This is a genomic window from Brevibacillus borstelensis, assembly GCF_003710865.1.
Lineage (GTDB): Bacteria > Bacillota > Bacilli > Brevibacillales > Brevibacillaceae > Brevibacillus > Brevibacillus borstelensis.
Genome location: NZ_RHHO01000018.1, coordinates 1 through 22207, shown reverse-complemented (window position 1 = coordinate 22207; position 22207 = coordinate 1). Strand labels below are relative to the sequence as shown.

Here is a 22207-nt window from a genome sequence, read left to right as displayed (position 1 = left end):
TCGCGGTCGACACCCTTGCCTTGAGCTAACGGTTGGTACAGCCAACCCCCGTTCGGGACTTTCACCCTATAGCTATCGCCCATGCTGGGCGCACCAAGAAAAAAAGGTGCCGATTTGGCATCCTTTTTTATTCTTGAATCGAAAGCGATATGCCAAGAGGCTTAGTCTGGTTGGTGTTGAAACACAGGCCCTCCATCTTTTTCGTCGGCTTCACCATCTCGTTAATCATGGATTAACTCAAATAATTCGACAATCAAAACCGTATCATCTGTTAACGTAATCCCGATATCTTTCCAAGCAAGCCGATGGTCCTCCTGGAATTGAGCGACATCGTCTCCGTTTCCTTCTCCTTGGACAAGCCGCATATCTGGGTTTCCAAACGTCGTTTCAAAAACCTCCTTCAGTCTCACATTGCATCTGGGATTGCCATGCTTGTCATAGACGGTGACAATTTTTCCGACCGGCTCGTATGTTTGCTGCAATTCTTCCGCGGAATATTCTTCTTTGGGTGCACAAGTAGCCGTTTTCTCCCCCCTGAGGATTTGCTGAATCAATCTCTCGCCCAAGCCATTATCCTCTTCCCAGCCAAATATCATTTTGTGATTATGTACTGTAATTTCTGACATAGACTCTCCTCCAAAAGCTCACTTATCCATTCATCATAACATTTTGGCGAGTTGGCTTCATAGCTTGCCTGCCCTGTTATTCCCGTCAGCCTTTCCTTTGCCTGCCCATTTGGCATTGCCGCAAGTACTCGTTTTACCAGTTTTCGAATCGCTTATGGCCGCGGCGCAGGCATCAAAAAAGACGCTTCCGTGAGGAGCGTCTTTTAGCATTCCGAACATGTGTTCTTTTTTTGAAACATCCAAACTAACCAGACGTATATTCGACCTTCATATTAGTAGTATAAACCATTCTGAATTATAAGTCTATATTTACTTGAAAAAATGCTTTAAAGTTTGTATACCCGGCCGGGAAACTTGTGGTGTGTATCTGTTTGTAAACAGGAACATGCCTGCTTTGACAATAATGAGGAGGATATGGATGAAAATACGTTCATGGAATAACAATTTGAAAACCCGGTTAATCGGGGAAGCACTGTTTAACATGCTGTTTTGGATGTACTTTCCGTTTATCACTGTATATTTTGGTGCGGCATTGGGCAATCACATCGCTGGCATTTTGATGACGGCCCCTCCGATCTTCAGCCTGATCGGGAGTCTGCTCGGAGGAGCTTTGGCCGACCGGTGGGGAAGGCGTCCTGTCATGCTGCTGGGCGCTTTTCTTCAGACGGTGATGTTTGCCTTGTTTGCCGTGTCTTGGTCCCATTGGATCGATTATATCGCATTCATCGGTCTTGGTCTGGGAGGAGCCATTTACAGGCCGGCAAGCTCCGCTATGGTTGCCGATCTGGTTCCCGCACAATCCCGCCGCCAAGTATTCGCAACGTTTGCGACGGCCAACAACATAGGAGCGGTTCTCGGACCTGCACTCGGAGCCGTTTTCTTCTTTCATTACCGGCAAGAGCTGCTGTGGACCTGCGCACTGGTCTTGCTGCTGTATTTCATTGCCATGTATGCAATCGTCCATGAAACATTGCCGCGGTCGGCGAAAAACCCGGAAGCGCCGGCTTCGATTTCCCGCGCTTTCAAGGAACAATGGAAAGGCTACGGCGTTATTCTTCGCGACAAAGTGTTTCTGGTGTATACGTTGGCAGGCATCTTTGCGCTGATCCCGATCATGCAGCTGGATCTGTATTTGTCAGTATACGTGATCAATGAAGTCCCTGCCCAGCCACTGTTCCCGTGGAATGGCGATACCCTTTTGCTTTCCGGTACGGAGATATATGGATGGCTGCTGGGATTTAACGGTCTTTTGTTTGTCCTCTTCATCCTGCCTGTCACGAAGTGGTTCAACCATTGGCAGGAGCGCAATGTCTTTATTCTGTCGACGCTGTTGGCCGGCGGGGGCACATTCCTCGTCGGGATCAGCACGAATATATGGTTCCTGTTTTTCGTTACGGTTATCTTCACCTTTGGCGAGATCGTGCGCTCACCCGTGACACAGAGCTTTATCAGCCGCTATGCCCCGGAGCATGCCAGGGGGCAATACATGGGTGCTGACAGCTTGCAGGCCACGATCGGGAAATTTTTGGCCCCGGTCACCGTCTTCCTGTCCGGGTGGATGCCGCCTATGGGAATATTCAGCCTCATTTTGGCGCTCGCCTTGATCAGCACCGCGCTATACATTCAGTTATTCAGAATGTATGTGGAGAAGCCTGAAGCGGCGGGCTGATGGAAGCTTCAGCCCAATGCCGTACTAAGATCGATACCGTACCGTCAAATCGATTCCATCCTGCCAAAATAGTTGATCACAAACTGCTTGAATCGCAAGGCGGCAGGCGACAAGTACCGATCCTCAACATACGCGATCCCGATCACGCGTCTGCACTTTGGCTGCCGGATCGGGATATACACGATTTTGCTCTTGTCCAACCCTACGTCGGGGAGAAGCGAGAGGCCCAGACCAGCGGCGACCAGCCCTGCAACGGTAGACACTTCTTCTCCTTCGAACGTAACTTTCGGATTCATTCCCAATTGCCGGAACAAACCATCGGTAGTTTCACGCAGCGCGTACCCCTTTTTCAAAAAGATAAAGGGTTCGTCCGCTATTTCTTCCATCGAAATGCTCTGGGCATGAGCCAACCGATGATTCGTGGGCAGGATCACAAAAATCTCCTCGCTCCAGAGAGGCTTCCATTGGATCGGCACTTTTGTTTCGGTTGGCTCTGCTACAAGACAAAGGTCGAGCTTGGCGGCGTTCATCTGCTCTAACAGCGAGTAGCTGTGATTTTGGGTCAGCTGAAAACGGATCGCCGGGGAATGGACACGGAAGGCGCCAAGCAAGTCAGGGATCAGGCTGGTGCCGAGCGTATGCAAGAACCCTAACGCGACTTCTCCATGCTCCGGATTCACCATATCGTGCAGCTCCCGCTTCCCAACGTCAAATTCCATCAAAATGCGATTCACCCGCTTCAAAAAGAGCTGGCCATATCGATTCAGCACAATGGTACGCCCTTGTCGGTTGAATAACGGTACCCCAAGCTCCTCCTCCAGTCGGGCAATGGAACGGCTGAGGGCTGGCTGGGAAATGGACAGGTACTCGGCCGCACGCGTCACATGCTGCAAGTGAGCCAAGGTTTGAAAGTATTCGAGCTGTTGCCACTCCATGTTTGAATCCTCCTTTCTGTAAACATCGTGTGCTGATTTATCTATTACCCGTGTGCATGAAAAACATAATTACAATGAATTATACATCATGAGTTGCCGGTGATAGTATAAAAATGCGTACGGAAGAAGGTAAGGAGGTTCTTGTCATGGGTTACATTCAACAAGGCACCGCTGCTTTTCGCAAATCGAACCTGGCCTTTTTTGCAGCCGGATTCAACACGTTTGCGATTCTTTACAGCACGCAGCCATTAATGCCGGAATTCACCAAGGAATTTCACATCTCCCCTGCAATGGCCAGCCTGTCCCTTTCTTTGACCACCATATCTCTGGCGGTTAGTATGCTGTTGTTTGGCTCGATATCGGAAGTATGGGGACGCAAGCGAATCATGATGATCTCCATGCTATCCGCCTCCGTCTTGTCCATTTTGACTGCCTTCAGTACAACGTATGAAAGCCTGCTGGTCTTCCGGGTGATTCAGGGATTCGCTTTAGGCGGACTCCCCTCCATCGCAATGGCCTATTTGGGAGAGGAGATGGAACCAGCCAGTCTCGGTGTGGCGATGGGCCTGTACATCAGTGGAAACTCGCTGGGAGCCGTAGCAGGCAGAATCATTGCCGGAATGATGACAGACATGTTCAACTGGCACGCAGCGCTGGGAACCATTAGCGTCATCAGCATTGTGGCCAGCCTGATATTTTTTGCGAGTTTGCCCAAGTCCCAAAACTTTCACCCGCGTTCTCCTGAAATTGGCAAGCTGCTTGCGTCTCTGGTTGATCACTTGAAAAATCCGGCATTGCTTTCGCTCTATGTCATCGGGTTTCTCATCCTTGGCAGCAACATTGCCTTGTTTAACTACATCGGGTATGTCCTGACCGCGCCACCCTACTCATTGAGCCAGACGGTGATCGGCTGGATTTTTATCGTCTATCTCGTAGGCATGTTCAGTTCCGTCTGGATGGCAAAAATGGCAAGCAAATACGGTAGACAGAAGGCGCTTTTGCTCTCTTTGCTGATTACCTTGGCCGGAGTCATTCTGACATTGGATTCCCATGTGTGGCTCAAAATATTGGGCTTGCCGATCGTGTCTTTCGGATTTTTCGGCAGCCACTCCATCGCCAGCAGCTGGGTGGGATACCGCGCTCATCACGATAAGGCGCAAGCTTCTTCGCTCTACCTTTTCTTTTACTATATAGGCTCCAGTATCGGAGGGACGACAGCCGGCGTGTTTTGGTCTTCCCAAGGATGGGGCGGAGTCGTCGGTATGATCGCGGGATTTTTGCTGATCGCACTTGTACTTACGTTGCTTCAAGCAAAATGGGTTACGGCCGTGCAACATAAGAAAACCATTTCCTTTAAATGAAGCCATGCGTTGAAAAAATCCTCATCTGGCGAATGAGGATTTTTTTGTGTTTGAAAGAGTTAGCTGCCTCTCTAGGTTGTCTCATGCCGATACGCCTGCCGAATAGGAGAGCAACATTTGCGGATGTCGCAGCTTTCCTGGCCTCTCCGGAAAGCCGGTGGATTACTGGACAGTGCATCGATGCTAGCAGGGGATCGCATTTGTGATTGATCTCTTTCTTGCCAAGCGGGCTGCCGATCGTTTTCTCGGCAGCCCCAAAACGGTAACGTCCCGTTTTCACTTTGTGATTTTCTTTCGCCAAGATATTTGTAGGGCAGTTGAGATTCAACCGTCTGTCTTGGCTCCATTTTTCGTCACAAGCATGTTGTTCAACGGCTATGCAATCAAGTAGCTCTTGAGTAGCCTTTCCGTATACTTCATATTGCGTTCGATCGGGGCATTGCTGCCCGTCAAACGGCTCGCCATGATGGCCCCTTCCATGGAATCGATCAAAAAAGCGGCCATTTCGGCAGCATCCATATCCGGACGAAACTCCTTGTTGCGTATGCCTTGCTCAATGATCGATTGAACGAATTTGACCATGCCCGCGTAAGCTCCTGCGGCCTTCTGACGGAGTTCGGGGAACGTTCCGTCGCTTTCTACCGCCGTATTCAGCAGCGGACATCCGCCGGGTATGGGCGGGTTGTGGACAGCATCCTGGTAAACCGCCGAGATTTTCAGCAATTTATCGAGCGTACTCGTCCCCTCTCCCACAGCTTGTGTAAAAAACTGCTGCATGATTTGCCCCGCTCTCTCAAAGGCAGCCAGCACAATCAGTTCCTTGGTTTCAAACCGCCGGTAAATGGCTCCCTTCGGCAAACCGGTTGCTTGCATGATTTCTTGTATCGACGTTTGAGCAATGCCTTTCGTATTAAACAAAAGCATGGCGGCATTAACGATCTTTTCCTTTATCTCATCTGATTTCTTCATATGATTCATCCCCCTGGCAGGCAGTCCTATTCATTAGAACCTTCCGCGACTTCTTCATATTGTCACGAATTACGAGAAGCTGTCTATTTTAAATTAGCAGAAGACACCGTATAATGAAACCGTTCAGACCGGACGGTCCGGTCTGATCTATTATACATAAAAACAGCAAAGGATGGTTTGCCAGTGTGAAAAATCGAACGAAAGAAAAGAATGGCGTTGTTATTCTGCTGTCAGTCGTCGCGTTGATGTGGATCATGCATACGGTAACCAAAAATTTCGTGTCTGATCCCGAATTCATCAAGCTTCTTGCAACCAGGGATTCCTTTACCGCCGACCGGGCATTGTGGTTGTTTATGCTGAGGGCGCATATTGTGCTTGCGATTGTCTCTTTGATTACGGGGCCTGTCGGCATGCTGCGAAACATACGTACCCGGTCAATCGCCTGGCATCGATGGAATGGGCGAATCTACGTCGTTTCTATCCTGCTGAACTTCATTCCCGGGCTTTACGTTTCGTGGTTTGCGGCGGGAGGCTTGACAGTTGCCGGTTTCCTCCTCTTGAATTTGCTCTGGCTCGGGACCGCTTGGCTCGGATATCTCCATATTCGCCGCAAGCAAATTGCCGAGCATTCCAAGTGGATCACACGCAGCTTTTTTCTTACTTACGCGAATCTGGCCATTCATCTCCTGCTCCCGCTCGGCCAGCACGCAATCGGGCTTACGTACGCCTCTGCGTATGCGTTCGCCGTATGGGGGAGCATGCTGCTCAATCTGGGATTGGCAGAGATTTTCATCCGCAAAAAATGGATAACCTAGGAGGCGTCATAAAGGAGAAGTCAAACGTCCAGCGGTATCTACGTTTCATTCCCTTCTCATTTTCGAAAGCCCGCTGAGCTAATGTATAATAGTGTAAGCAAAGGGGGCGGAGAGCGGTGGAGTGGTTAATAGGTCTGGCCTGCAGCGCCGGGATTGCTGGAGCGGCTTATGCAAAACGGTCGCTGTCCGGTTCCGGCTTTTTCGCGGCGGTGATGCTGGGCACGGTGATGTACGCGCTCGGCAGCGCGGTCTGGTTCGGCTCCCTTATCGCTTTTTTTGTTTCGTCGACGTTATGGTCCAAGTGGAAAAAGCATGCAAAGGCAGCGGCAGAGAGCGGTTACGAGAAAACCGGGAGGCGCGATGCGGGCCAGGTGCTGGCGAATGGAGGAGTGGGGCTGCTGTTATGCGCGGCAAACTGGGCGTATCCGCATCCGCTTTGGTGGTACGCCTTCCTCGGCGTAATGGCGGCGGTCACAGCCGATACGTGGGCGACAGAAATCGGCGGCTTGAGCAGGACGCCTCCAATATCGATCAAGACGGGTCGGCGCGTTCCGCCCGGCACGTCCGGAGGCGTCTCAGGCCTCGGTATGGTCGCTTCGCTGGCTGGCGGCCTATTTATTGGCGTTGCAGCGTGGATGCTGCTTGTGGTGGTGCCCGGCCAATCCGCACCGGATACGACCTCGGCGGCTCTTAGACCGGCGGCCTGGATCGGAATAGCCGGTCTGGCGGGCATCATTGGATCGCTGGCCGATTCGTGGATCGGTGCGACATGGCAGCAAATGTACCGTTGCCCCGCTTGCGGCCGGGAGATCGAGCAGGTCCGCCACTGCGGCAGGCCAGCCGAGCGGATCCGCGGCCGCTCCGGCTGGAGCAACGATACCGTCAATGTCGCCGGATCGCTTGCTGGCGGCGTAGCAGCCGCCTCGCTGGCTCTGGCACTCGGCTTGGCCTGATGGGAAAAGCCGGAAGGGCTTTGTATCGTTGAACGATGCCTGGTCCTTCCGGTGATGCCGCATGCCTTGTACTATAGACGTACGGAACGTTAATAGAATTCCTATTAAAAAATGGTAGGCACCATGCCCCCATCCATACGGATTGGAGAACCTTTACATGCGGATGCATCAGGGCTGCATACGAATGCGGCCAGCCTGCCTATTCAGCTTGATAAACTTTCTCCACGATGCATAGCTTATTGTTTCACATGCGGAAATATTAGTGATATGGTCAGACCTGAACCAAGCGCTGATTTTGCATCCAACTGAATGGCTAAATCATAGGCCATCTTGCTTACCAAAAAGAGTCCCATCCCCGTAGCTTGCCTTGTACAAGTACCTCGCCTTCCGGTAAAGCCCTTATCAAATATAAATGGCAAATCTTCTTGAGGTACACCAGGCCCATTATCACTAATATGTAAAATAGTCTGATCACTCCCTTTGTCGTAAACCGTTTCAAACTTCAAAATGGGACTATCCTGATTCTGTGCAACATGTTTTGTACTATTAGCGATTATTTGTTCCAATATAAAAGCTAGCCCTTTGCGGTCGGAAAGAATTTCCCGCTCCTCACCTATGAATTGTATTTGAAAACCGGATTCATCCAGTAGCGTTTGATGATCTTCAATTGTCTGTTTACAAAAAGCCAGTAAGTCGATAGGTTCAAAAAAATAATCTTTATGAGTAGCCCCTAGTCTTGCAAAATACAAAATTCGCCCTACGTCTCCAAGCATTTGATCTCTAATATGAATCATACGCTGTCTAACAAGGGGAGACATTTCATCACTCCGGTTATCTAATACCAATGTCATTAGTGACAGAGGCTTTTTAATTTCATGAACCCATCCTTCTATATAGTTTTCATAATCGGTCAACTCAATAACTTGCTCATTAAGCTGCGCCTGATAAGACCTTATGACGCTCCCCATTCTACGGATAAACGGCCAATATGTCTTCGGAGATAGCCTGCATAATATTTCTTCGTTCGTCTCATTCGCCTCTACCAAAAAATCTTCAAAGGCCGCTTCGATTATTTTTTGCTTTCTGATGATAATGAATACTGACAACGATATCATTGCTAGAGTAAAAACAATCATGAGTCCTACTAACACCTTAAAGGTTTCCGGGTAGGCCAGCCAAGCGAAAAAGATAAACAGAAGATCTGTAGTAATGAAAATAAGAAACCATTGTTTATAAGCATGAAAGCAATCAAAGATTTGCTTTATCCATTTCATGCCTTCACCTACCCCTAAGTCGATAACCTTGACCTCTTATAGTCTCAATTTGATCTTCCAGGTTTAACTGTCGTAGCGTTTTGCGCAAGCGAGTCAGATTTACTTGAAGTGCATTTTCGTCGATATATTGGTCTGTTCCCCATAAAAGTTCACGTAATGCAGACTTGGATACAATCTCAGGTCTATGCTGCACTAAAGTCAATAAAATTTTTCCTTCATTTGCTGATAATACTATCGATTGAGATCCCTTATACAAGGTAAAGGTATTGGGGTCTAGGAAAAAACTGCCGCCATTTATCAAGCCTGGTCGTCCTTCAAATCTTCTTAGCAGGTTTTGAATGCGAGCCAACAATCTATCTCGATTGCACGGTTTTGTGAGATAATCATCTGCACCTAAATCAAGACCATGCAATTCATCCTGCAACTTATCTCTAGATGTAAGAATCAATATGGGACCAGTTCCTTGTGATTTTAGACTTTTGCAAATTTCAAATCCCGATTGTCCCGGTAAATTGATGTCCAACAAGACTAAGTCTGGTGCCAAAGTGGCTATTTGAGCCACTATATCTTGGAAGTCCGCAATGGCAGCCACTTCATAACCAGCTTTTTGCAGTATATCGATTAATTCTTCCCTCATCAGCGGATCATCTTCAACAATAGTAACCCTCGCCACTTCAGCACCACCCTTCGATGTAAATTGCAACTGTTTTTTACTCTATATTTGGTTTCCAACGCAATTTATCTAGTTCATGATCTGCTGAACGGGCAACTGCTACTCCATAAATCCCCAAAATTACGATTACAATACAGGCAGAGGCAAGGGCAATCGGATAAAGGGACGCTTTGTCATCGATGTGAATCATAACAAATGCAATCATAGCCCTTATGCCAACAGCTCCACTCACGCATGCAAGAGATACAGGTAACAGAAAAGTCAGCAACACCTGTCTGTGGATGGATTTCTTCATTTGATTACGTTTTGCCCCCAACATGGAAAGCGTTACATAGCGTTGTCCAGTCTGTTTCACCTGTGTCAAAAATTGTAAAGCCAATACCGTACAAGCAATAATCAAAAACAAGAATCCCATATATAGTGTTGCATAACTCCCAGCAACAACATAGAAGAGTTTGCGTCCAAAGTTTTGCAAATAACTTTCAAACGTGAAGCCTGAAGCTTTTAATAAATCTCTGGCCTCCATCATTGGTTTCAGTAAACCTTCCTGGTCTTGCAGCTTTTGCGGGATTCGAAAATTCCAATACGCCACATAGGTTTCCGTATTCATTAATTGTTCAAACATATGATCAGGGACGATAAATGCTGAAAAAATTTGTACGGAGCGGTCTGCTACTAAACCTCTCATTGGAATTGAGGGGTGTATATATACCGCCTGATCATGAATGCTCATCAAGCTTTTGCCCTCTTTGGCAGCCTTTTCAAGAATATGATCTAGTACAGGCATGCTTTCCAGATTATCCATCGGCATAAAATCCGGATTAAAGTATAAAGCAATTTCATCTGAATGCAGGTTCAACGTTTTTTTTCCTATGGCTTTTAAAAGACCATTATAAGATGATTCTGGAATGAGGTAAGGTGCTGTTGTATCCGTCTCCAGAACCCCAAAAAGATTAAGTGCTTCAGGGTTTTCCGAACTGAAACTGTAACTCTGTATTTCTCCCGATAAAACTTGCTCTTTATAGTTGTCTGGCAGAGCCATAATCATTTGTTCTCTCAATGCAGACCAGTCTACCAAAGACAAAGGGATGCCGTTTTCGCCGCGCTCATCCTTATATTTCATTCTCCCAATTTTCAGCAGGTTTAAGTCCTCTACATATGGTTCCATTTTTTCCGAAGCAAGAAATTGCTCAATTTTTTGACTATCTCCATTAACAGTAAAATCATAGACAGAGGAACTCCTAGCAAAAACACTTTCTAACCCTATAAAAGTTGAAGCACCATCTGCTATCAAAATGATAGACAACGTGATTAGAATAGATGTTACTGCAACAGAAGTAGATCTATTGGCTACGTTTTCTTGAAACTGCCTTACTGTAAATGTGTGCAGACCTTTTGTAGATTTATTTTTAGACAAGCTTGCCAATAAGCCTAGCAATTTCCCAAAACCCCTCATAAAAAGGACCGTACCTAAACTTCCGAGAGCCACTGCCACAAACAGAAGCAGTCCGGCAATATCCGTGAAACGATATAAAGCAACCCAATATGCGACACCCAGGAAAACAGCGCCTGCCAATAAAGTGAGTACATTGCCCGTAAAATGCCCCATATCTTGTTTCTTATCCATTTGCTCATAAAGTAATTGATGCACCTCTTGTTTAAACAACCTTCCGCCAAGAATGGCCAGTGCAATAAACTGAATGGATAAAAAACCGATGATGGTAAAGAAAATCGCACCTGCCGACAAGCTTATTTGATGACCGATAATTCCCTGTCCGACTAGTTTAGAAACCGTCAAGCTGATGATTTCTGCTAAGAATCCACCAATCAAGAGCCCTGCAATGAGTGCCAAAATAGAAGTAATGAACCCCTCTGCCAATAGTTGAAGAACAAGGCGTTTCTTGCGCATTCCCAACAAGAGATAGAGGCCAAACTCTTTACTCCTTCGATTTAATTGGTACCGATTCGCAAATAAAATCAAGAAAAACAATAAAAATAACGCAAATAGATACACAATGGGCATTTGAGCTAAAAGCTTGTCGATCGAATCACTTTCAAACTCCTTTAAGAACAAAATAACATCTTGTCTGCCCAGTGAAAGAATGATATAAAACGACGCTATTGCGATTACAAGTGTTGCAAAGTAAATGAGATTCTCCTTGCGACTTCGTTTCGCATTGCGATAAATCAGCTTAGAGAACATTTGCGCTTCCTCCCCCAAGCTGAGCTAGTACCTGCAAGATTCTTTCATAAAATTTCTCGCGAGTCTCATCATGTTTGCGACGCAGTTCATGAAATATCACACCATCTTGAATAAAAAGGATTCTTGAGCAAAAACTTGCTGCATTAGGATCGTGGCTGACCATTAAAATAGTTCTTCCGCTCGTTCTATTCATACCTTCCAACTTATTCATTAAAGTTCTTGCAGAGCGCGTGTCCAATGCCCCTGTCGGTTCATCCGCAAGAACGATATCTGGATCAGTAATGAAACAACGTGCGGCAGCTACCCTTTGCTTTTGTCCCCCAGACATCTGAGACGGGAATTTATGAAGGATATCCGTAATTTCTAAAAAACCGGCTAGCTCATCTAATTTAGCTCGTGCTTTTGCAAAATCCACCCCATGAATCGATAAAGGCAATAGTATATTTTCTTGTCCGGTTAGATTATCCAGCAATTCAAAGTCTTGAAACAAAAATCCAATCCGACTGCCGCGATACTCAGCTAAATCCTTACTGTCGAAAGCACTGATATTTTTACCGTGTAAAAGTACACGCCCAGATGTTGGTTTTATTATGGTTGCAATGCAGTTTAATAACGTAGTTTTGCCAGAACCGCTTGGTCCCATTATTCCCAAGAATTCTCCGGGGAGAACATCAAAACTGACACCGTTTAAAGCTTTTGTTATATTGTTCTTCTTCCCGTAGTTTTTTTGCAAGTCTTGAACCTCTAGTAATTTTCCTTGTCTGACCACTGTATAAGGCTCCTTTCTTCAACAACTAGAATCGAATTGAGCTATACACATTATAGTCAGTACGAAAGACGAGAAACACTTACAAATGGCGTAAGGAAAAATGCAGGACATGAAAAAAGCCGAGCAAATGTCAGAAAATAATCCTGATCTGCCCGGCTTAATGCGACTTTTAATTGCTTCAGCACAAGTTTAAACTGCTGGTATAGGACTTTATTTGCTTTTTGCACTTATGCTACTTCAAAAACCCCTTACTCCACCGTAACACTCTTCGCCAGATTCCGCGGCTTATCAACATCAAGCCCGCGCGCAGCAGAAGTGTAGTACGCCAGCAATTGCAATGGAATGACGGTCAAAATTGGCGTTAACATCGGCGTGGTGGCTGGGACGTGGATGACGCCGTCCACCGATTTGGCCAGGTCGCGGTCTCCTTCGAGAGCAAAGCCGAGCACATGGGCGCCGCGGGCTTTGACTTCCACGATATTGCTGACCATTTTTTCGTAAATGTCCGGTTGGGTAGCCAGCGCCACCACCGGGACGTTTTCTTCAATCAGCGCAAGCGTACCGTGCTTCAGTTCTCCCGCCGCATACGCTTCGGAGTGAATATAGGAGATCTCCTTGAGCTTGAGCGAGCCCTCCAGGGAGACCGCATAGTCCAGTCCCCGTCCGATAAAGAACAGGCTGGTCGCGTCCTGGATGCTTTGGGCAAACTGGCGGATCGGCTCGACGTTGGCCAGGATGGCGCCGATCTTCGCCGGCAGCTCCTGCAGATGCTCGACTACCTCTGCGATCTCTGCAGCCGCCAGTGTCCCTTTTACCTGCGCGAAGTACAGCGCAAACAGGTACAGGGCAATCACCTGGGACGTATAGGCTTTCGTCGAGGCCACCGCCACTTCCGGGCCGGCCCAGGTAAAGATTACTTCGTCCGCCTCGCGGGCTACGGAGCTGCCGACGACGTTGGTGATCGCCAGAACTCTGACCCCGCTCTTCTTCGCCTCGCGGAGCGCGGCCAGCGTGTCTGCCGTCTCACCGGACTGGCTGATGACGATCATCAGCGTCTTGTCGGTGTAGATCGGATCGCGGTAGCGGAATTCCGACGCGACGGCCACCTCTACCGGTACGCGGGTCCACTTTTCCAGGACGTCCTTCCCGACCAGTCCAGCGTGCATGGACGTTCCGCACGCCACGATATAGAGGCGGTCGTAGGAGGCCAGCTCCGCATCGCTCATATTCAGCTCAGGCAGGATGACCTGCTTTTTCTCCTGGTCGATCCGTGCGCCCATCGTGTCGCGTACGGCTTGCGGCTGCTCATAGATTTCCTTGAGCATGAACGAATCGTACCCGCCTTTTTCTGCTTGGACCAGATCCCAGTCTACGTGGAAGATATCGCGCTCGATCTTCTCGCCGCTTTGGGCATCCATCAGCTGAACGCCTTCCCGGGTCAATACCGCCATTTCGCCTTCATTGAGGATATAGACATCGCGCGTGTGCTCCAGGAGAGCCGGGATGTCTGAGCCGATGAAGCTCTCGCCCTCTCCGATTCCGACGATGAGCGGACTTGCGAGACGCACTGCTACCAGCTTATCCGGCTCGTGCTCCGTCATGATTCCCAATGCGTAGGCACCGCGCATGCGCTGTACGGCCTTGCGGGCGGTAGACACGATGTCCCCGTCGTAGAGATCCGCGAGCAGGTGCGCGATTACTTCGGTGTCCGTCTCCGAGGTAAAGGCGTATCCTTTTGCGATCAGCTCTTCCTTGATCGGCAGAAAGTTTTCGATGATGCCGTTATGGACGACAGCAAACTTGTGGCTCGAATCCGTATGCGGGTGGGAGTTTTCGTCAGACGGTTTTCCGTGCGTCGCCCAACGCGTGTGTCCGATCCCTGCATTTCCGGCCAGCGGCTGTGCTGCCAGCTTTCCTTCCAAAACAGCGAGGCGTCCTTTTGCCTTGTCTACGAGCAGCCCCTGCTCGGTCAATACCGCGATTCCGGCCGAGTCATACCCGCGGTACTCCAGCTTGCGAAGACCTCCGATAATTACCTCTTGCGCTTGTTTATCGCCAATGTATCCTACAATTCCGCACATGTGTGTTTGTCCCCTTCCCTATGACGGAGGACACAACCCAGTTGTCAATGGTACGGGGGTTGCTCCCCCGCCATTCCATTTGTATATGTGGTCAGCTTGATTTTTTCGATAAAACCATTCCATAAAACGATCATCTGTATCATGCGCGGGTCTTGTGCAACAAGTCGCCCTGTTGTTTTGCCCCCGCGCTCCGCGGCCGCGATACTCGGCCGGGAGGCATCCGCCGAATGCTTCGATAAACCTCCACCTCGTCCACTGCACTCCACGTCGGGCAGCTGCAGTGCTGGCGCTTTCCCATCAAGATCGATGCTATGTCATTGTCTCTTTTCGCTGCATTCCCCCTTTTTCATTGTGAGCCCAGGCACAAACCAAACTTTATCATAGATCCCTGTCCTTCACAATCATTCTTTTGTCTTATACTTGTATGCAAAAGGGAGTGGCACCGTACCACTCCCCTGACTTTTTACACGAGTTCCTTTTTCACGACCTCAACGATGCGGTTCACCAGCTCATCCAGTTGCGCTTCGTCTGGGCCTTCTGCCATGACACGGACGATTGGCTCCGTGCCGGACGGACGCACGAGCACGCGGCCGTTGCCAGCCAGCTCGGCCTCCACTTCACGGATCGCCTGTTCGATCGCTTCGTTTCCGTTCAGCTTGGTCTTGTCTTCTACGCGGACATTGACCAAAAGCTGCGGGTATTTGGTCATAACCTGCTTCAATTCAGACAAGGGCTTGCCCGATTCCTTGATGATGTTCAGGAGCTGAAGGCCGGTCAACAGGCCGTCTCCCGTCGTGTTGTAATCGAGAAACACGATGTGTCCGGACTGCTCGCCGCCGAGATTGTAGCCGCCACGCAGCATCTCTTCCACGACATAGCGGTCTCCCACCGCAGTTTTGGTCGTATTGATCGCGCATTCTTCCATGCCTTTGAAAAAGCCCATGTTCGCCATGACCGTCGTCACGACCGTGTTGTTGTTCAGCTTGCCTTTTGCCTTGAGAGCCCGGGCGCAGATCGCCATGATGTAGTCGCCGTCTACAATTTCACCGTTCTCATCTACCGCAATACAGCGGTCGGCATCGCCGTCAAAGGAAAGTCCCAGATGAGCCTTGTGCTTGACGACTTCCTCCTGCAGGCGTTCGGGATGCGTGGACCCGCACTGCTCATTGATGTTGACCCCGTTCGGATTCGCTCCGATGGTGATCACCTCTGCTTCCACGTCCGCAAACAGCCTTGCAGCCAGCGAGGAAACGGCACCATTGGCACAATCCAGCACGATCTTCAGCCCGTCAAAACGTTCCGTTACTGAGCTTTTCAAATGGGAGAGATACTTCTGTCCACCCTCCAGGAAGTCCAGCACCGCTCCGATGTGCTCCCCAGTCGGCCGCGGCAGCGTGTCTTCAGCCGCATCCAGGTATTGTTCGATCTCTGCTTCCACCTCGTCGGAAAGCTTGAACCCGTTGCTCCCGAAAAATTTGATTCCATTGTCCGGGTAAGGGTTGTGCGAGGCGGAAATCATGACACCGGCATCTGCTCCCAGCGCTCGTGTCAAATAAGCAACGCCGGAAGTAGAGATTACTCCCAGACGAACTACTTCTGCTCCAACAGAGAGGAGACCGGCCAACAGCGCGCTTTCCAGCATTTGACCGGAAATGCGCGTGTCGCGTCCAATGACTACCTTGGGCTTGCCTTCCTGTTTATGTCTGGTGAGAACGTAACCGCCTACGCGCCCGATTCGAAACGCCAGCTCCGGCGTCAACTGCGCATTGGCTACACCGCGCACACCATCAGTTCCGAAATACTTCCCCATGTTTGTCCCTCATTTCTTTCCTTGTACAAAACAGCTTATGCCCAGCGCTATTTTTTGGTGATTTCCACAGTAACCTTCGTGATCGCATTCTTGGCCGTCTTGACGTAATCCGGCTGGTTAAAGATGTAGGTGATCGGCACCTCATACACTCCCGCCGGCATGTTGCTGACATCTGCCACGACCTGCACATCCTCCGGTCTTAGTTTCTCCAGTATGGTCGGCGCTCCAACCGTGTCGACGTCCATCGTGGACATCTCTTGCCCCGTTCCGGACAGTACGCGCGCCTCCATGTCTTCGGCCAGACCGCTGATGCGGATTGGAATCTTCTCCAAGCGTTTGGTTTCGGACGGCACGACCTTCAGGGCTACCTTCAGGTAATCCGGCTCCACCTTTACGATGTTCTCCAATACCGGCATCTTTCGTTCGATGACGCGATCCGAGGTCACATCGCTCAGATCGATTTCCGGCCCCGGATACGTCTCCGATTTCATCGCATCGATGACTTCCTTCGGACCGTATACGGTGACCTCATCCACATTCGTATCCACACTAGCCAAACTATATCCATCGGGCAATTCATTCGTCAAGTTTAATTTGATCGGCACCTGTACATACGGGCTTGTCACCGGCACGCTGATCTCCGCCGTGAGCGGGATAACCTCCGCGCCCTGCAGCGTATTCCCCGACTTGTCCATCACCTTTAACGGCACTGTCGTCTTGATCGGAGACGTAGCCCCTTCCAGATCGACGGGAGCCTTTACTGCGGCTACCTTGTCGGCCTGACTCTCCGGTACCCGGACAAGTACGCGGAACGGCTTGACCAGCGGCTCTCCGGCTTTGTAGCCGGGGGCGACCTGGCCGAGCAGCTCGACCGTCACTTCCCGCTCTACGGTTTTCTTTTCCTCGAGCGTAATTTCGACAATACTGGGAATAATTCCGACTTTCACATCGTCGGGAAATCCTTTGTACTGGACCGGAACACGGTGTGTCCCCTTCCCCTTGTCCATGAGGTCGACATACACCTCTCTGGAGTCCTGGGGCACGAGATTATGCTTGTAAAACGGATTGTTTGTCTCCAGAGCAAGCTGCACGGTACGCGGCATTTTGGCGACGTAATAACGATCCGTGTCATACTTTACGTGCAGGTTGACGCTGTCGATCAAGAGCGGCGGCGCTGAATCCGTGGTCGGCGTTGTGTCGCTTTCCACATTGACCACCGTCCACATCATCACGGCCAACAACAGAGCAACAATGCGCGCAAACCAGTGACTGTTCAACCATTTATCCATGTTGTTTTCGCCTCCATTGCCAACGACTTCCCATGGATTTGCTCTTCAGGGCCGGATGCAGTTGCTCGGTGAGCAATTCAGCCAACTGCTCCTCGGTCAAATTCCGGTTCATTTGCCCGTTCGCGGTAAAGGAAACTTGTCCAGTCTCTTCGGAAACGACAATCGCCATACCGTCGGAAACCTCGCTTACTCCGATCGCAGCTCTGTGCCGGGTTCCCAGCTCTTTTGAGATCGAATTGTTTTCGGAGAGGGGCAAATAGCTCGCTGCTGCCAAGATAATATCTTTTCTCATGATGACCGCCCCGTCATGCAAAGGTGTATTTGGGATAAAAATATTGATCAACAGTTCTGAACTGACTCGTCCATTGATGGCAATTCCCGTCTCCACAAAATCATTCAGGCCCGTTTCCCGTTCAATGACGATCAAGGCCCCGATCCGACGCTTGGCCATGTACGTAACGGACTTGCACACTTCCTGTACGACCCGCTTGACCATTTCCTCATCCTGAATCGTATTGGTGCGAGAAAACAGCTTCCCGCGTCCCAACTGCTCCAGCGCTCGCCGCAGCTCCGGCTGAAAGATGATCACGATAGCCAGTACCCCGAAGGTAAACGCCTGGGACATCAGCCAGTGCAGGGTCTTCAGCTCGAAGTACTTGCTCAGCAGCCAAGTGACGATAATCACCATGATCCCTTTCAGCAGCTGGACCGCCCGCGTCCCCCGGATCAGCATAATTAATTTATAGATCACGTATGTGACGAGCGAAATATCGATCACATACCGCAATATATCTCCATATTCCAGTGATATCATAACGAAGCCCCCATATCTCGCTCCATCTCAATGCGGTCGCTCTTATTCCTGCGGAAAAAGCACGGCTTCTGGCGCCGTGCTCATTATTGTTGTACCCTTTATTTTCTCCTATGGGAAGACGGGAAGCAAGTCATTTCCAATATTTTTCACTTCGTACCAAATCCATTCGAAAATGGCTTCGATCGATTCAGCGCTTCCTGCCACGTGTGCAGTCGATGCCAGAACGACCTTCCCCTCAATTGCCACAACGTTCCCTCGCACTTCGCCCTGTACCTCGACATTGCCGTTGCGTACGACCAGATCTCCATCAATGGTGGTGCCGGCCGGAACCACGACGACATTGCGCGTACGGTCAATCTTCAGTTTATCCATGTTGGACGAGGCAATTTGCAGTGTATTGTCCCGTTCATACCAGTTGGCCATCGTGCTCCCCGTCATCAGGAAGAGAAAGACAGCTGCAGCTGTAAGAAACGGATGATTGCGCAGCCAAGAAGAAAAACGTTTTTTCCTCGTCGGCGTTGGCAGTTGCGCAAATACCCGGGCTGTAAAATCCGGAGATACTTGTATATGTGACGCGCTTTGTACAAAAGCGATCGCTCTTTGCAGCTCTTGAAGATGTTGACGACAGGAGGCACATGTTCTCATGTGGGTCTGTAATTTCTGATTGGACAATTCGTCAATTTCCCCGTCCAGAAACTCATGAATGAGAACAGACATTTCTCGGCATTCCATCGTGACTTTCTCCTTTCCTACATGAATCGCAGCTTGCTGCGCAATGCTTCCCGACCGCGATGGATACGGGTTTTGATGGTTGTGACTGGCAATTTGACGATATCGCTAATCTCCTGAAGCGACAGGTCTTCAATATAGCGCAAAATCATGATCGACCTATACTTTGGTGCCAGATGCGACAAGGCATCCTGTACGGTCTCCTGCAGCTCTTGCGTGACAAGCGAGTCTGCCGGGTTCTTTTCGTTTGAGGATAGGCGGGAATACCAGTCCATTCCCTGTCCGGGTTCTACTTCTTCATCCAGGGAAAAGTCAGGCCTTTTCTTTCTGCCCCGGTCAATACACAGATTGGTTGCAATCCTGTAAATCCACGTGGAGAACTTGTAGCTCTCGTCGTAGGTGTGCAGATTGGCATAGACCCGCAAAAAGGTTTCCTGCGCGATATCCTCCGCATCCTGACGGTTACCTACCATCCGGTATGCGAGTTGAAATATCTTGTCTTTATATATTTCGATCAACTCAGCAAAAGCCTCGCGATCTCCGCGTTTGGCGCGCTGAGTCAACCGTTTTTCTACAAAATCCATGCGATCCTCCCCGCAATACCGTAATCCTTATATACGGATAATACCTCAAATGGTTTCAGTTTTGATTATGTTTATCCCGCCAATTTTCTGGGAATGAGTGGAATAAAGATCAAGGTTCTCTCTATATAGTAGTGATGGTACCTCTTTTATCCTGATGGTGTAAAGGGAGCGTGGTTTAAATGAGTCAGGATGATGTTCTGTTCCAAATCGAACAGCTTCGTCAAGAGTTAAACGACAGGTATAAAGAACTGGCAGCCATAACTCCGGAAATGGTCGAGCTGAGCGTACGCCTCGACAATCTCCTTAACCAACTGCATTTCCATCCTTAGTCACTGTAACGCTTTCCCTGGCGCATGTAAAGATGTGGAAACAAAAAAGGAGAGGCCTGTTTCCCTCTCCTTTTGCCTTATAACAATTTGTCGCCAAAAGCGGAACTCATGAGTGCTACTGCTACACGTGCCGTCACATTTTCCCGGTCGAGGATTGGGTTTACCTCTACAAATTCAGCCGAACAGAGTATGTCCGCATCTGCCAGCATCTCCAGGGCCAGGTGTCCTTCCCGGTAGGATATCCCGCCTATGACCGGGGTACCTACGCCCGGAGCGTCATGAGGATCCAGACCATCCAGATCCAGACTGAGGTGCACCCCATCCGTGTTTTTGGACACGTGAGCCATGGCTTCCTCCATTACGCGAGCCATTCCCAGCTTGTCGATCTCATGCATGGTAAACACCTTGAGCCCGATCCTCTTGATCAATTCTCTTTCCCCTCTGTCCAAATCCCGCGCACCAATGATCACCACATTCTCTGGTTTCAGCTTCGGTGCAAAGCCTCCGATATTGACCAGACGTTCATGGCCAAAGCCTAGACTCGCAGCCAGAGGCATGCCATGGATATTCCCCGATGGAGAGGTCTCTCCCGTATTCAGGTCACCGTGAGCGTCAAACCAAATGACCCCCAGATTTTTCACGTTCTTGGCCACGCCTGCTACTGTCCCGAGAGCGATACTGTGGTCCCCTCCCAGCACCAAAGGAAAACGTCCTTCCTGCATGATACCGCTTACAACCTCAGCGAGCTTTTGATTCGCTTCAACTACCTCGTCCAAATACTTATGGTTCTCTGTCTCTGTAAAATTGCGAGGACGTGTAACGGGAATATCTCCTTTATCCTGGATGTTCAAACCCATTTGCTCCAGACGGGCAATCACTCCAGCGTAACGAATCGCACTCGGTCCCATATCGACACCGCGGCGGTCTGCTCCCAGATCAAGCGGTACACCAACGATACTGATGTTTTTGTTCATACTCGTTACCCCTTCCTCTCGGTTACCTTGTTGTTTGTTACTTATTGTAGCCTTGAAAGAAGAAATGACTCAACTCGACACAAATCTGCATAAATAAACCGATAGGAAAAGGGTCCTAGGAAAAAGAAAGAACGATCTGCCGCTAAAAATAAAAAAGGACTGCCAACGGCATGTCCTTTACACTTATGGAGCGGGTGATGGGAATCGAACCCACGCGACCAGCTTGGAAGGCTGGAGTTCTACCATTGAACTACACCCGCATAAGAAATAATCGCTTGAAAATGCATATAATCCCAATGGAATACACGGGATCATAAGAAGAAATGGTCGGGAAGACAGGATTCGAACCTGCGACCCCTTGGTCCCAAGCCAAGTACTCTACCAAGCTGAGCTACTTCCCGACACAAAATCAATTGTCTAATCCCCGGTGTCAACACTATGCGATGAACAAAGCTTCGCATTATTTTTAGGGGAAAAATGGCGTGCCCTGAGAGATTCGAACTCCCGACCTTTTGATTCGTAGTCAAACGCTCTATCCAGCTGAGCTAAGGGCACATCTCGTTCACTTTAAAAATAAAAAAACTGGTGAGCCATGAAGGACTCGAACCTTCGACCCTCTGATTAAAAGTCAGATGCTCTACCAACTGAGCTAATGGCTCAAACAAGTGGCTGGGGTACTAGGATTCGAACCTAGGAATGACGGAGTCAAAGTCCGTTGCCTTACCGCTTGGCTATACCCCAATATATATGAAGTGGTGGGGAGAGACGGATTCGAACCGCCGAACCCATAGGGAGCAGATTTACAGTCTGCCGCGTTTAGCCTCTTCGCTATCTCCCCATCGCATTTGCTCTTCGAGAGTAATTACGGAACGGTGACAACCCGTAACCGATATCTGTGAACAAAATAATAAATGGTGGAGGCTGACGGGATCGAACCGCCGACCCTCTGCTTGTAAGGCAGATGCTCTCCCAGCTGAGCTAAGCCTCCATCATCCCCACAAAGTGACGGTATGCTTGGCAGCATATTCCGAGTACTTTGCGGGGGTCCCAACAACTCGTTGGGTTTTTAAGTGACCCGTAGGGGATTCGAACCCCTGTATGACAGCGTGAAAGGCTGCTGTGTTAAACCGCTTCACCAACGGGCCATATATTCAATGGTATGGTGCTCCCGACAGGAATCGAACCTGCGACCTCTTCCTTACCATGGAAACGCTCTACCGACTGAGCTACAGGAGCAAGTATATGGCTCCTCGGGAGGGACTCGAACCCCCGACCGATCGGTTAACAGCCGATTGCTCTACCAACTGAGCTACCGAGGAACAATGATAAAGGCACTAACGCAATTCATGC

The 22207-nt window shown here is 49.4% G+C and carries 20 protein-coding genes, 10 tRNA genes and 2 pseudogenes; 7 read left to right on the top strand and 25 right to left on the bottom strand.

What is annotated here, in order from left to right:
* Positions 1 to 221: 221 nt before the first annotated feature.
* Positions 222 to 617 carry an ASCH domain-containing protein gene (locus EDM54_RS10765; protein ID WP_371862624.1) on the bottom strand — a complete coding sequence of 132 codons (396 nt, stop codon included), beginning with the start codon at positions 615 to 617 and terminating at the stop codon, positions 222 to 224.
* Between the two features lie 427 nt (positions 618 to 1044).
* On the opposite strand from EDM54_RS10765, the gene EDM54_RS10760 reads away from it, so the two are divergent.
* Positions 1045 to 2295, top strand: coding sequence for an MDR family MFS transporter (locus EDM54_RS10760; protein WP_122958185.1), 1251 nt, complete (start codon positions 1045 to 1047; stop codon positions 2293 to 2295).
* Between the two features lie 44 nt (positions 2296 to 2339).
* On the opposite strand, the gene EDM54_RS10755 is transcribed toward EDM54_RS10760, so the two are convergent.
* Complete coding sequence (locus tag EDM54_RS10755) at positions 2340 to 3230, bottom strand: LysR family transcriptional regulator (RefSeq protein ID WP_122958184.1); 891 nt, start codon at positions 3228 to 3230, stop codon at positions 2340 to 2342.
* Between the two features lie 146 nt (positions 3231 to 3376).
* On the opposite strand from EDM54_RS10755, the gene EDM54_RS10750 reads away from it, so the two are divergent.
* The 3 genes and pseudogenes from EDM54_RS10750 (at position 3377) to EDM54_RS10740 (ending at position 4982) form a co-directional block, all read left to right on the top strand.
* Positions 3377 to 4591 (top strand): MFS transporter, encoded by a 1215-nt coding sequence (locus tag EDM54_RS10750; RefSeq protein ID WP_003393051.1) that lies wholly within the window; start codon positions 3377 to 3379, stop codon positions 4589 to 4591.
* A 119-nt stretch (positions 4592 to 4710) separates the two neighbouring features.
* Positions 4711 to 4797, top strand: a pseudogene (locus EDM54_RS26985) (short-chain dehydrogenase); the annotation flags it as partial.
* Positions 4794 to 4982 carry a hypothetical protein gene (locus tag EDM54_RS10740; protein ID WP_003393050.1) on the top strand — a complete coding sequence of 63 codons (189 nt, stop codon included), beginning with the start codon at positions 4794 to 4796 and terminating at the stop codon, positions 4980 to 4982. The pseudogene EDM54_RS26985 and the gene EDM54_RS10740, both read left to right, overlap by 4 nt.
* Here EDM54_RS10740 and EDM54_RS10735 read toward each other — a convergent pair.
* Positions 4967 to 5560 carry a TetR/AcrR family transcriptional regulator gene (locus tag EDM54_RS10735; RefSeq protein ID WP_039071582.1) on the bottom strand — a complete coding sequence of 198 codons (594 nt, stop codon included), beginning with the start codon at positions 5558 to 5560 and terminating at the stop codon, positions 4967 to 4969. The two genes, EDM54_RS10740 and EDM54_RS10735, sit on opposite strands and share 16 nt — an antisense overlap.
* A 185-nt stretch (positions 5561 to 5745) precedes the next feature.
* Here EDM54_RS10735 and EDM54_RS10730 point away from each other — a divergent pair, with 185 nt between their 5' ends.
* The gene (locus EDM54_RS10730) at positions 5746 to 6375 is read left to right on the top strand and encodes a DUF2306 domain-containing protein (protein ID WP_122958183.1); all 630 of its coding nucleotides are present in this window, start codon (positions 5746 to 5748) and stop codon (positions 6373 to 6375) included.
* Positions 6376 to 6491: 116 nt separating this feature from the next.
* A complete protein-coding gene (locus tag EDM54_RS10725; protein WP_122958182.1) occupies positions 6492 to 7328 on the top strand; it encodes a DUF92 domain-containing protein in 837 nt (278 codons plus the stop codon).
* A 104-nt stretch (positions 7329 to 7432) separates the two neighbouring features.
* Here the strand turns inward: EDM54_RS10725 and EDM54_RS26980 are convergent.
* The 11 genes and pseudogenes from EDM54_RS26980 to sigW all read right to left on the bottom strand — a co-directional run.
* Positions 7433 to 7531 (bottom strand): annotated as a pseudogene (locus EDM54_RS26980) (SDR family NAD(P)-dependent oxidoreductase); the annotation flags it as partial.
* Between the two features lie 33 nt (positions 7532 to 7564).
* A complete protein-coding gene (locus EDM54_RS10715) occupies positions 7565 to 8602 on the bottom strand; it encodes a sensor histidine kinase (protein ID WP_122958181.1) in 1038 nt (345 codons plus the stop codon).
* A 4-nt stretch (positions 8603 to 8606) separates the two neighbouring features.
* A complete protein-coding gene (locus EDM54_RS10710; RefSeq protein ID WP_122958180.1) occupies positions 8607 to 9275 on the bottom strand; it encodes a response regulator transcription factor in 669 nt (222 codons plus the stop codon).
* Positions 9276 to 9312: 37 nt separating this feature from the next.
* Complete coding sequence (locus tag EDM54_RS10705; RefSeq protein ID WP_122958179.1) at positions 9313 to 11478, bottom strand: ABC transporter permease; 2166 nt, start codon at positions 11476 to 11478, stop codon at positions 9313 to 9315.
* Positions 11468 to 12247: an ABC transporter ATP-binding protein gene (locus tag EDM54_RS10700; RefSeq protein WP_024984028.1), complete on the bottom strand. Its 780-nt coding sequence runs from the start codon at positions 12245 to 12247 to the stop codon at positions 11468 to 11470. The genes EDM54_RS10705 and EDM54_RS10700 overlap by 11 nt, the downstream gene beginning before the upstream one ends.
* A 248-nt stretch (positions 12248 to 12495) precedes the next feature.
* Complete coding sequence (glmS, locus tag EDM54_RS10695) at positions 12496 to 14328, bottom strand: glutamine--fructose-6-phosphate transaminase (isomerizing) (RefSeq protein ID WP_122958178.1); 1833 nt, start codon at positions 14326 to 14328, stop codon at positions 12496 to 12498.
* Between the two features lie 463 nt (positions 14329 to 14791).
* Complete coding sequence (glmM, locus tag EDM54_RS10690; RefSeq protein ID WP_122958177.1) at positions 14792 to 16138, bottom strand: phosphoglucosamine mutase; 1347 nt, start codon at positions 16136 to 16138, stop codon at positions 14792 to 14794.
* A gap of 47 nt (positions 16139 to 16185) precedes the next feature.
* Entirely contained in the window at positions 16186 to 17427 is a 1242-nt protein-coding gene (locus tag EDM54_RS10685; protein WP_024984026.1) for a CdaR family protein, read from the bottom strand.
* Positions 17420 to 18241 (bottom strand): diadenylate cyclase CdaA, encoded by an 822-nt coding sequence (gene cdaA, locus EDM54_RS10680; RefSeq protein WP_003393030.1) that lies wholly within the window; start codon positions 18239 to 18241, stop codon positions 17420 to 17422. Before cdaA ends, EDM54_RS10685 begins: the two co-directional genes overlap by 8 nt.
* A 108-nt stretch (positions 18242 to 18349) precedes the next feature.
* Positions 18350 to 18973 (bottom strand): zf-HC2 domain-containing protein, encoded by a 624-nt coding sequence (locus EDM54_RS10675; protein WP_003393028.1) that lies wholly within the window; start codon positions 18971 to 18973, stop codon positions 18350 to 18352.
* 17 nt (positions 18974 to 18990) lie between these two features.
* Positions 18991 to 19554, bottom strand: a complete 564-nt coding sequence (sigW, locus tag EDM54_RS10670; RefSeq protein WP_003393025.1) for an RNA polymerase sigma factor SigW — start codon at positions 19552 to 19554, stop codon at positions 18991 to 18993.
* 179 nt (positions 19555 to 19733) lie between these two features.
* On the opposite strand from sigW, the gene EDM54_RS10665 reads away from it, so the two are divergent.
* Positions 19734 to 19883, top strand: a complete 150-nt coding sequence (locus EDM54_RS10665; protein ID WP_003393023.1) for an aspartyl-phosphate phosphatase Spo0E family protein — start codon at positions 19734 to 19736, stop codon at positions 19881 to 19883.
* Between the two features lie 77 nt (positions 19884 to 19960).
* Here the strand turns inward: EDM54_RS10665 and rocF are convergent, their stop codons facing one another.
* The 11 genes from rocF to EDM54_RS10610 form a co-directional block, all read right to left on the bottom strand.
* On the bottom strand, positions 19961 to 20857 hold the full coding sequence (gene rocF, locus EDM54_RS10660) for an arginase (RefSeq protein WP_003393022.1): 897 nt from the start codon (positions 20855 to 20857) through the stop codon (positions 19961 to 19963).
* A gap of 186 nt (positions 20858 to 21043) precedes the next feature.
* Positions 21044 to 21117 (bottom strand) — tRNA-Gly (locus tag EDM54_RS10655).
* Positions 21118 to 21181: 64 nt separating this feature from the next.
* Positions 21182 to 21258 (bottom strand) — tRNA-Pro (locus EDM54_RS10650).
* A 77-nt stretch (positions 21259 to 21335) separates the two neighbouring features.
* Positions 21336 to 21412 (bottom strand) — tRNA-Arg (locus EDM54_RS10645).
* 28 nt (positions 21413 to 21440) lie between these two features.
* Positions 21441 to 21516 (bottom strand) — tRNA-Lys (locus tag EDM54_RS10640).
* A 7-nt stretch (positions 21517 to 21523) separates the two neighbouring features.
* Positions 21524 to 21598: transfer RNA gene (locus tag EDM54_RS10635), tRNA-Gln, on the bottom strand.
* Positions 21599 to 21610: 12 nt separating this feature from the next.
* A tRNA-Tyr gene (locus EDM54_RS10630) sits at positions 21611 to 21695 on the bottom strand.
* A 74-nt stretch (positions 21696 to 21769) separates the two neighbouring features.
* A tRNA-Val gene (locus EDM54_RS10625) sits at positions 21770 to 21845 on the bottom strand.
* Positions 21846 to 21928: 83 nt separating this feature from the next.
* A tRNA-Glu gene (locus EDM54_RS10620) sits at positions 21929 to 22002 on the bottom strand.
* 15 nt (positions 22003 to 22017) lie between these two features.
* A tRNA-Thr gene (locus tag EDM54_RS10615) sits at positions 22018 to 22093 on the bottom strand.
* Between the two features lie 7 nt (positions 22094 to 22100).
* Positions 22101 to 22176 (bottom strand) — tRNA-Asn (locus EDM54_RS10610).
* Positions 22177 to 22207 lie beyond the last annotated feature (31 nt).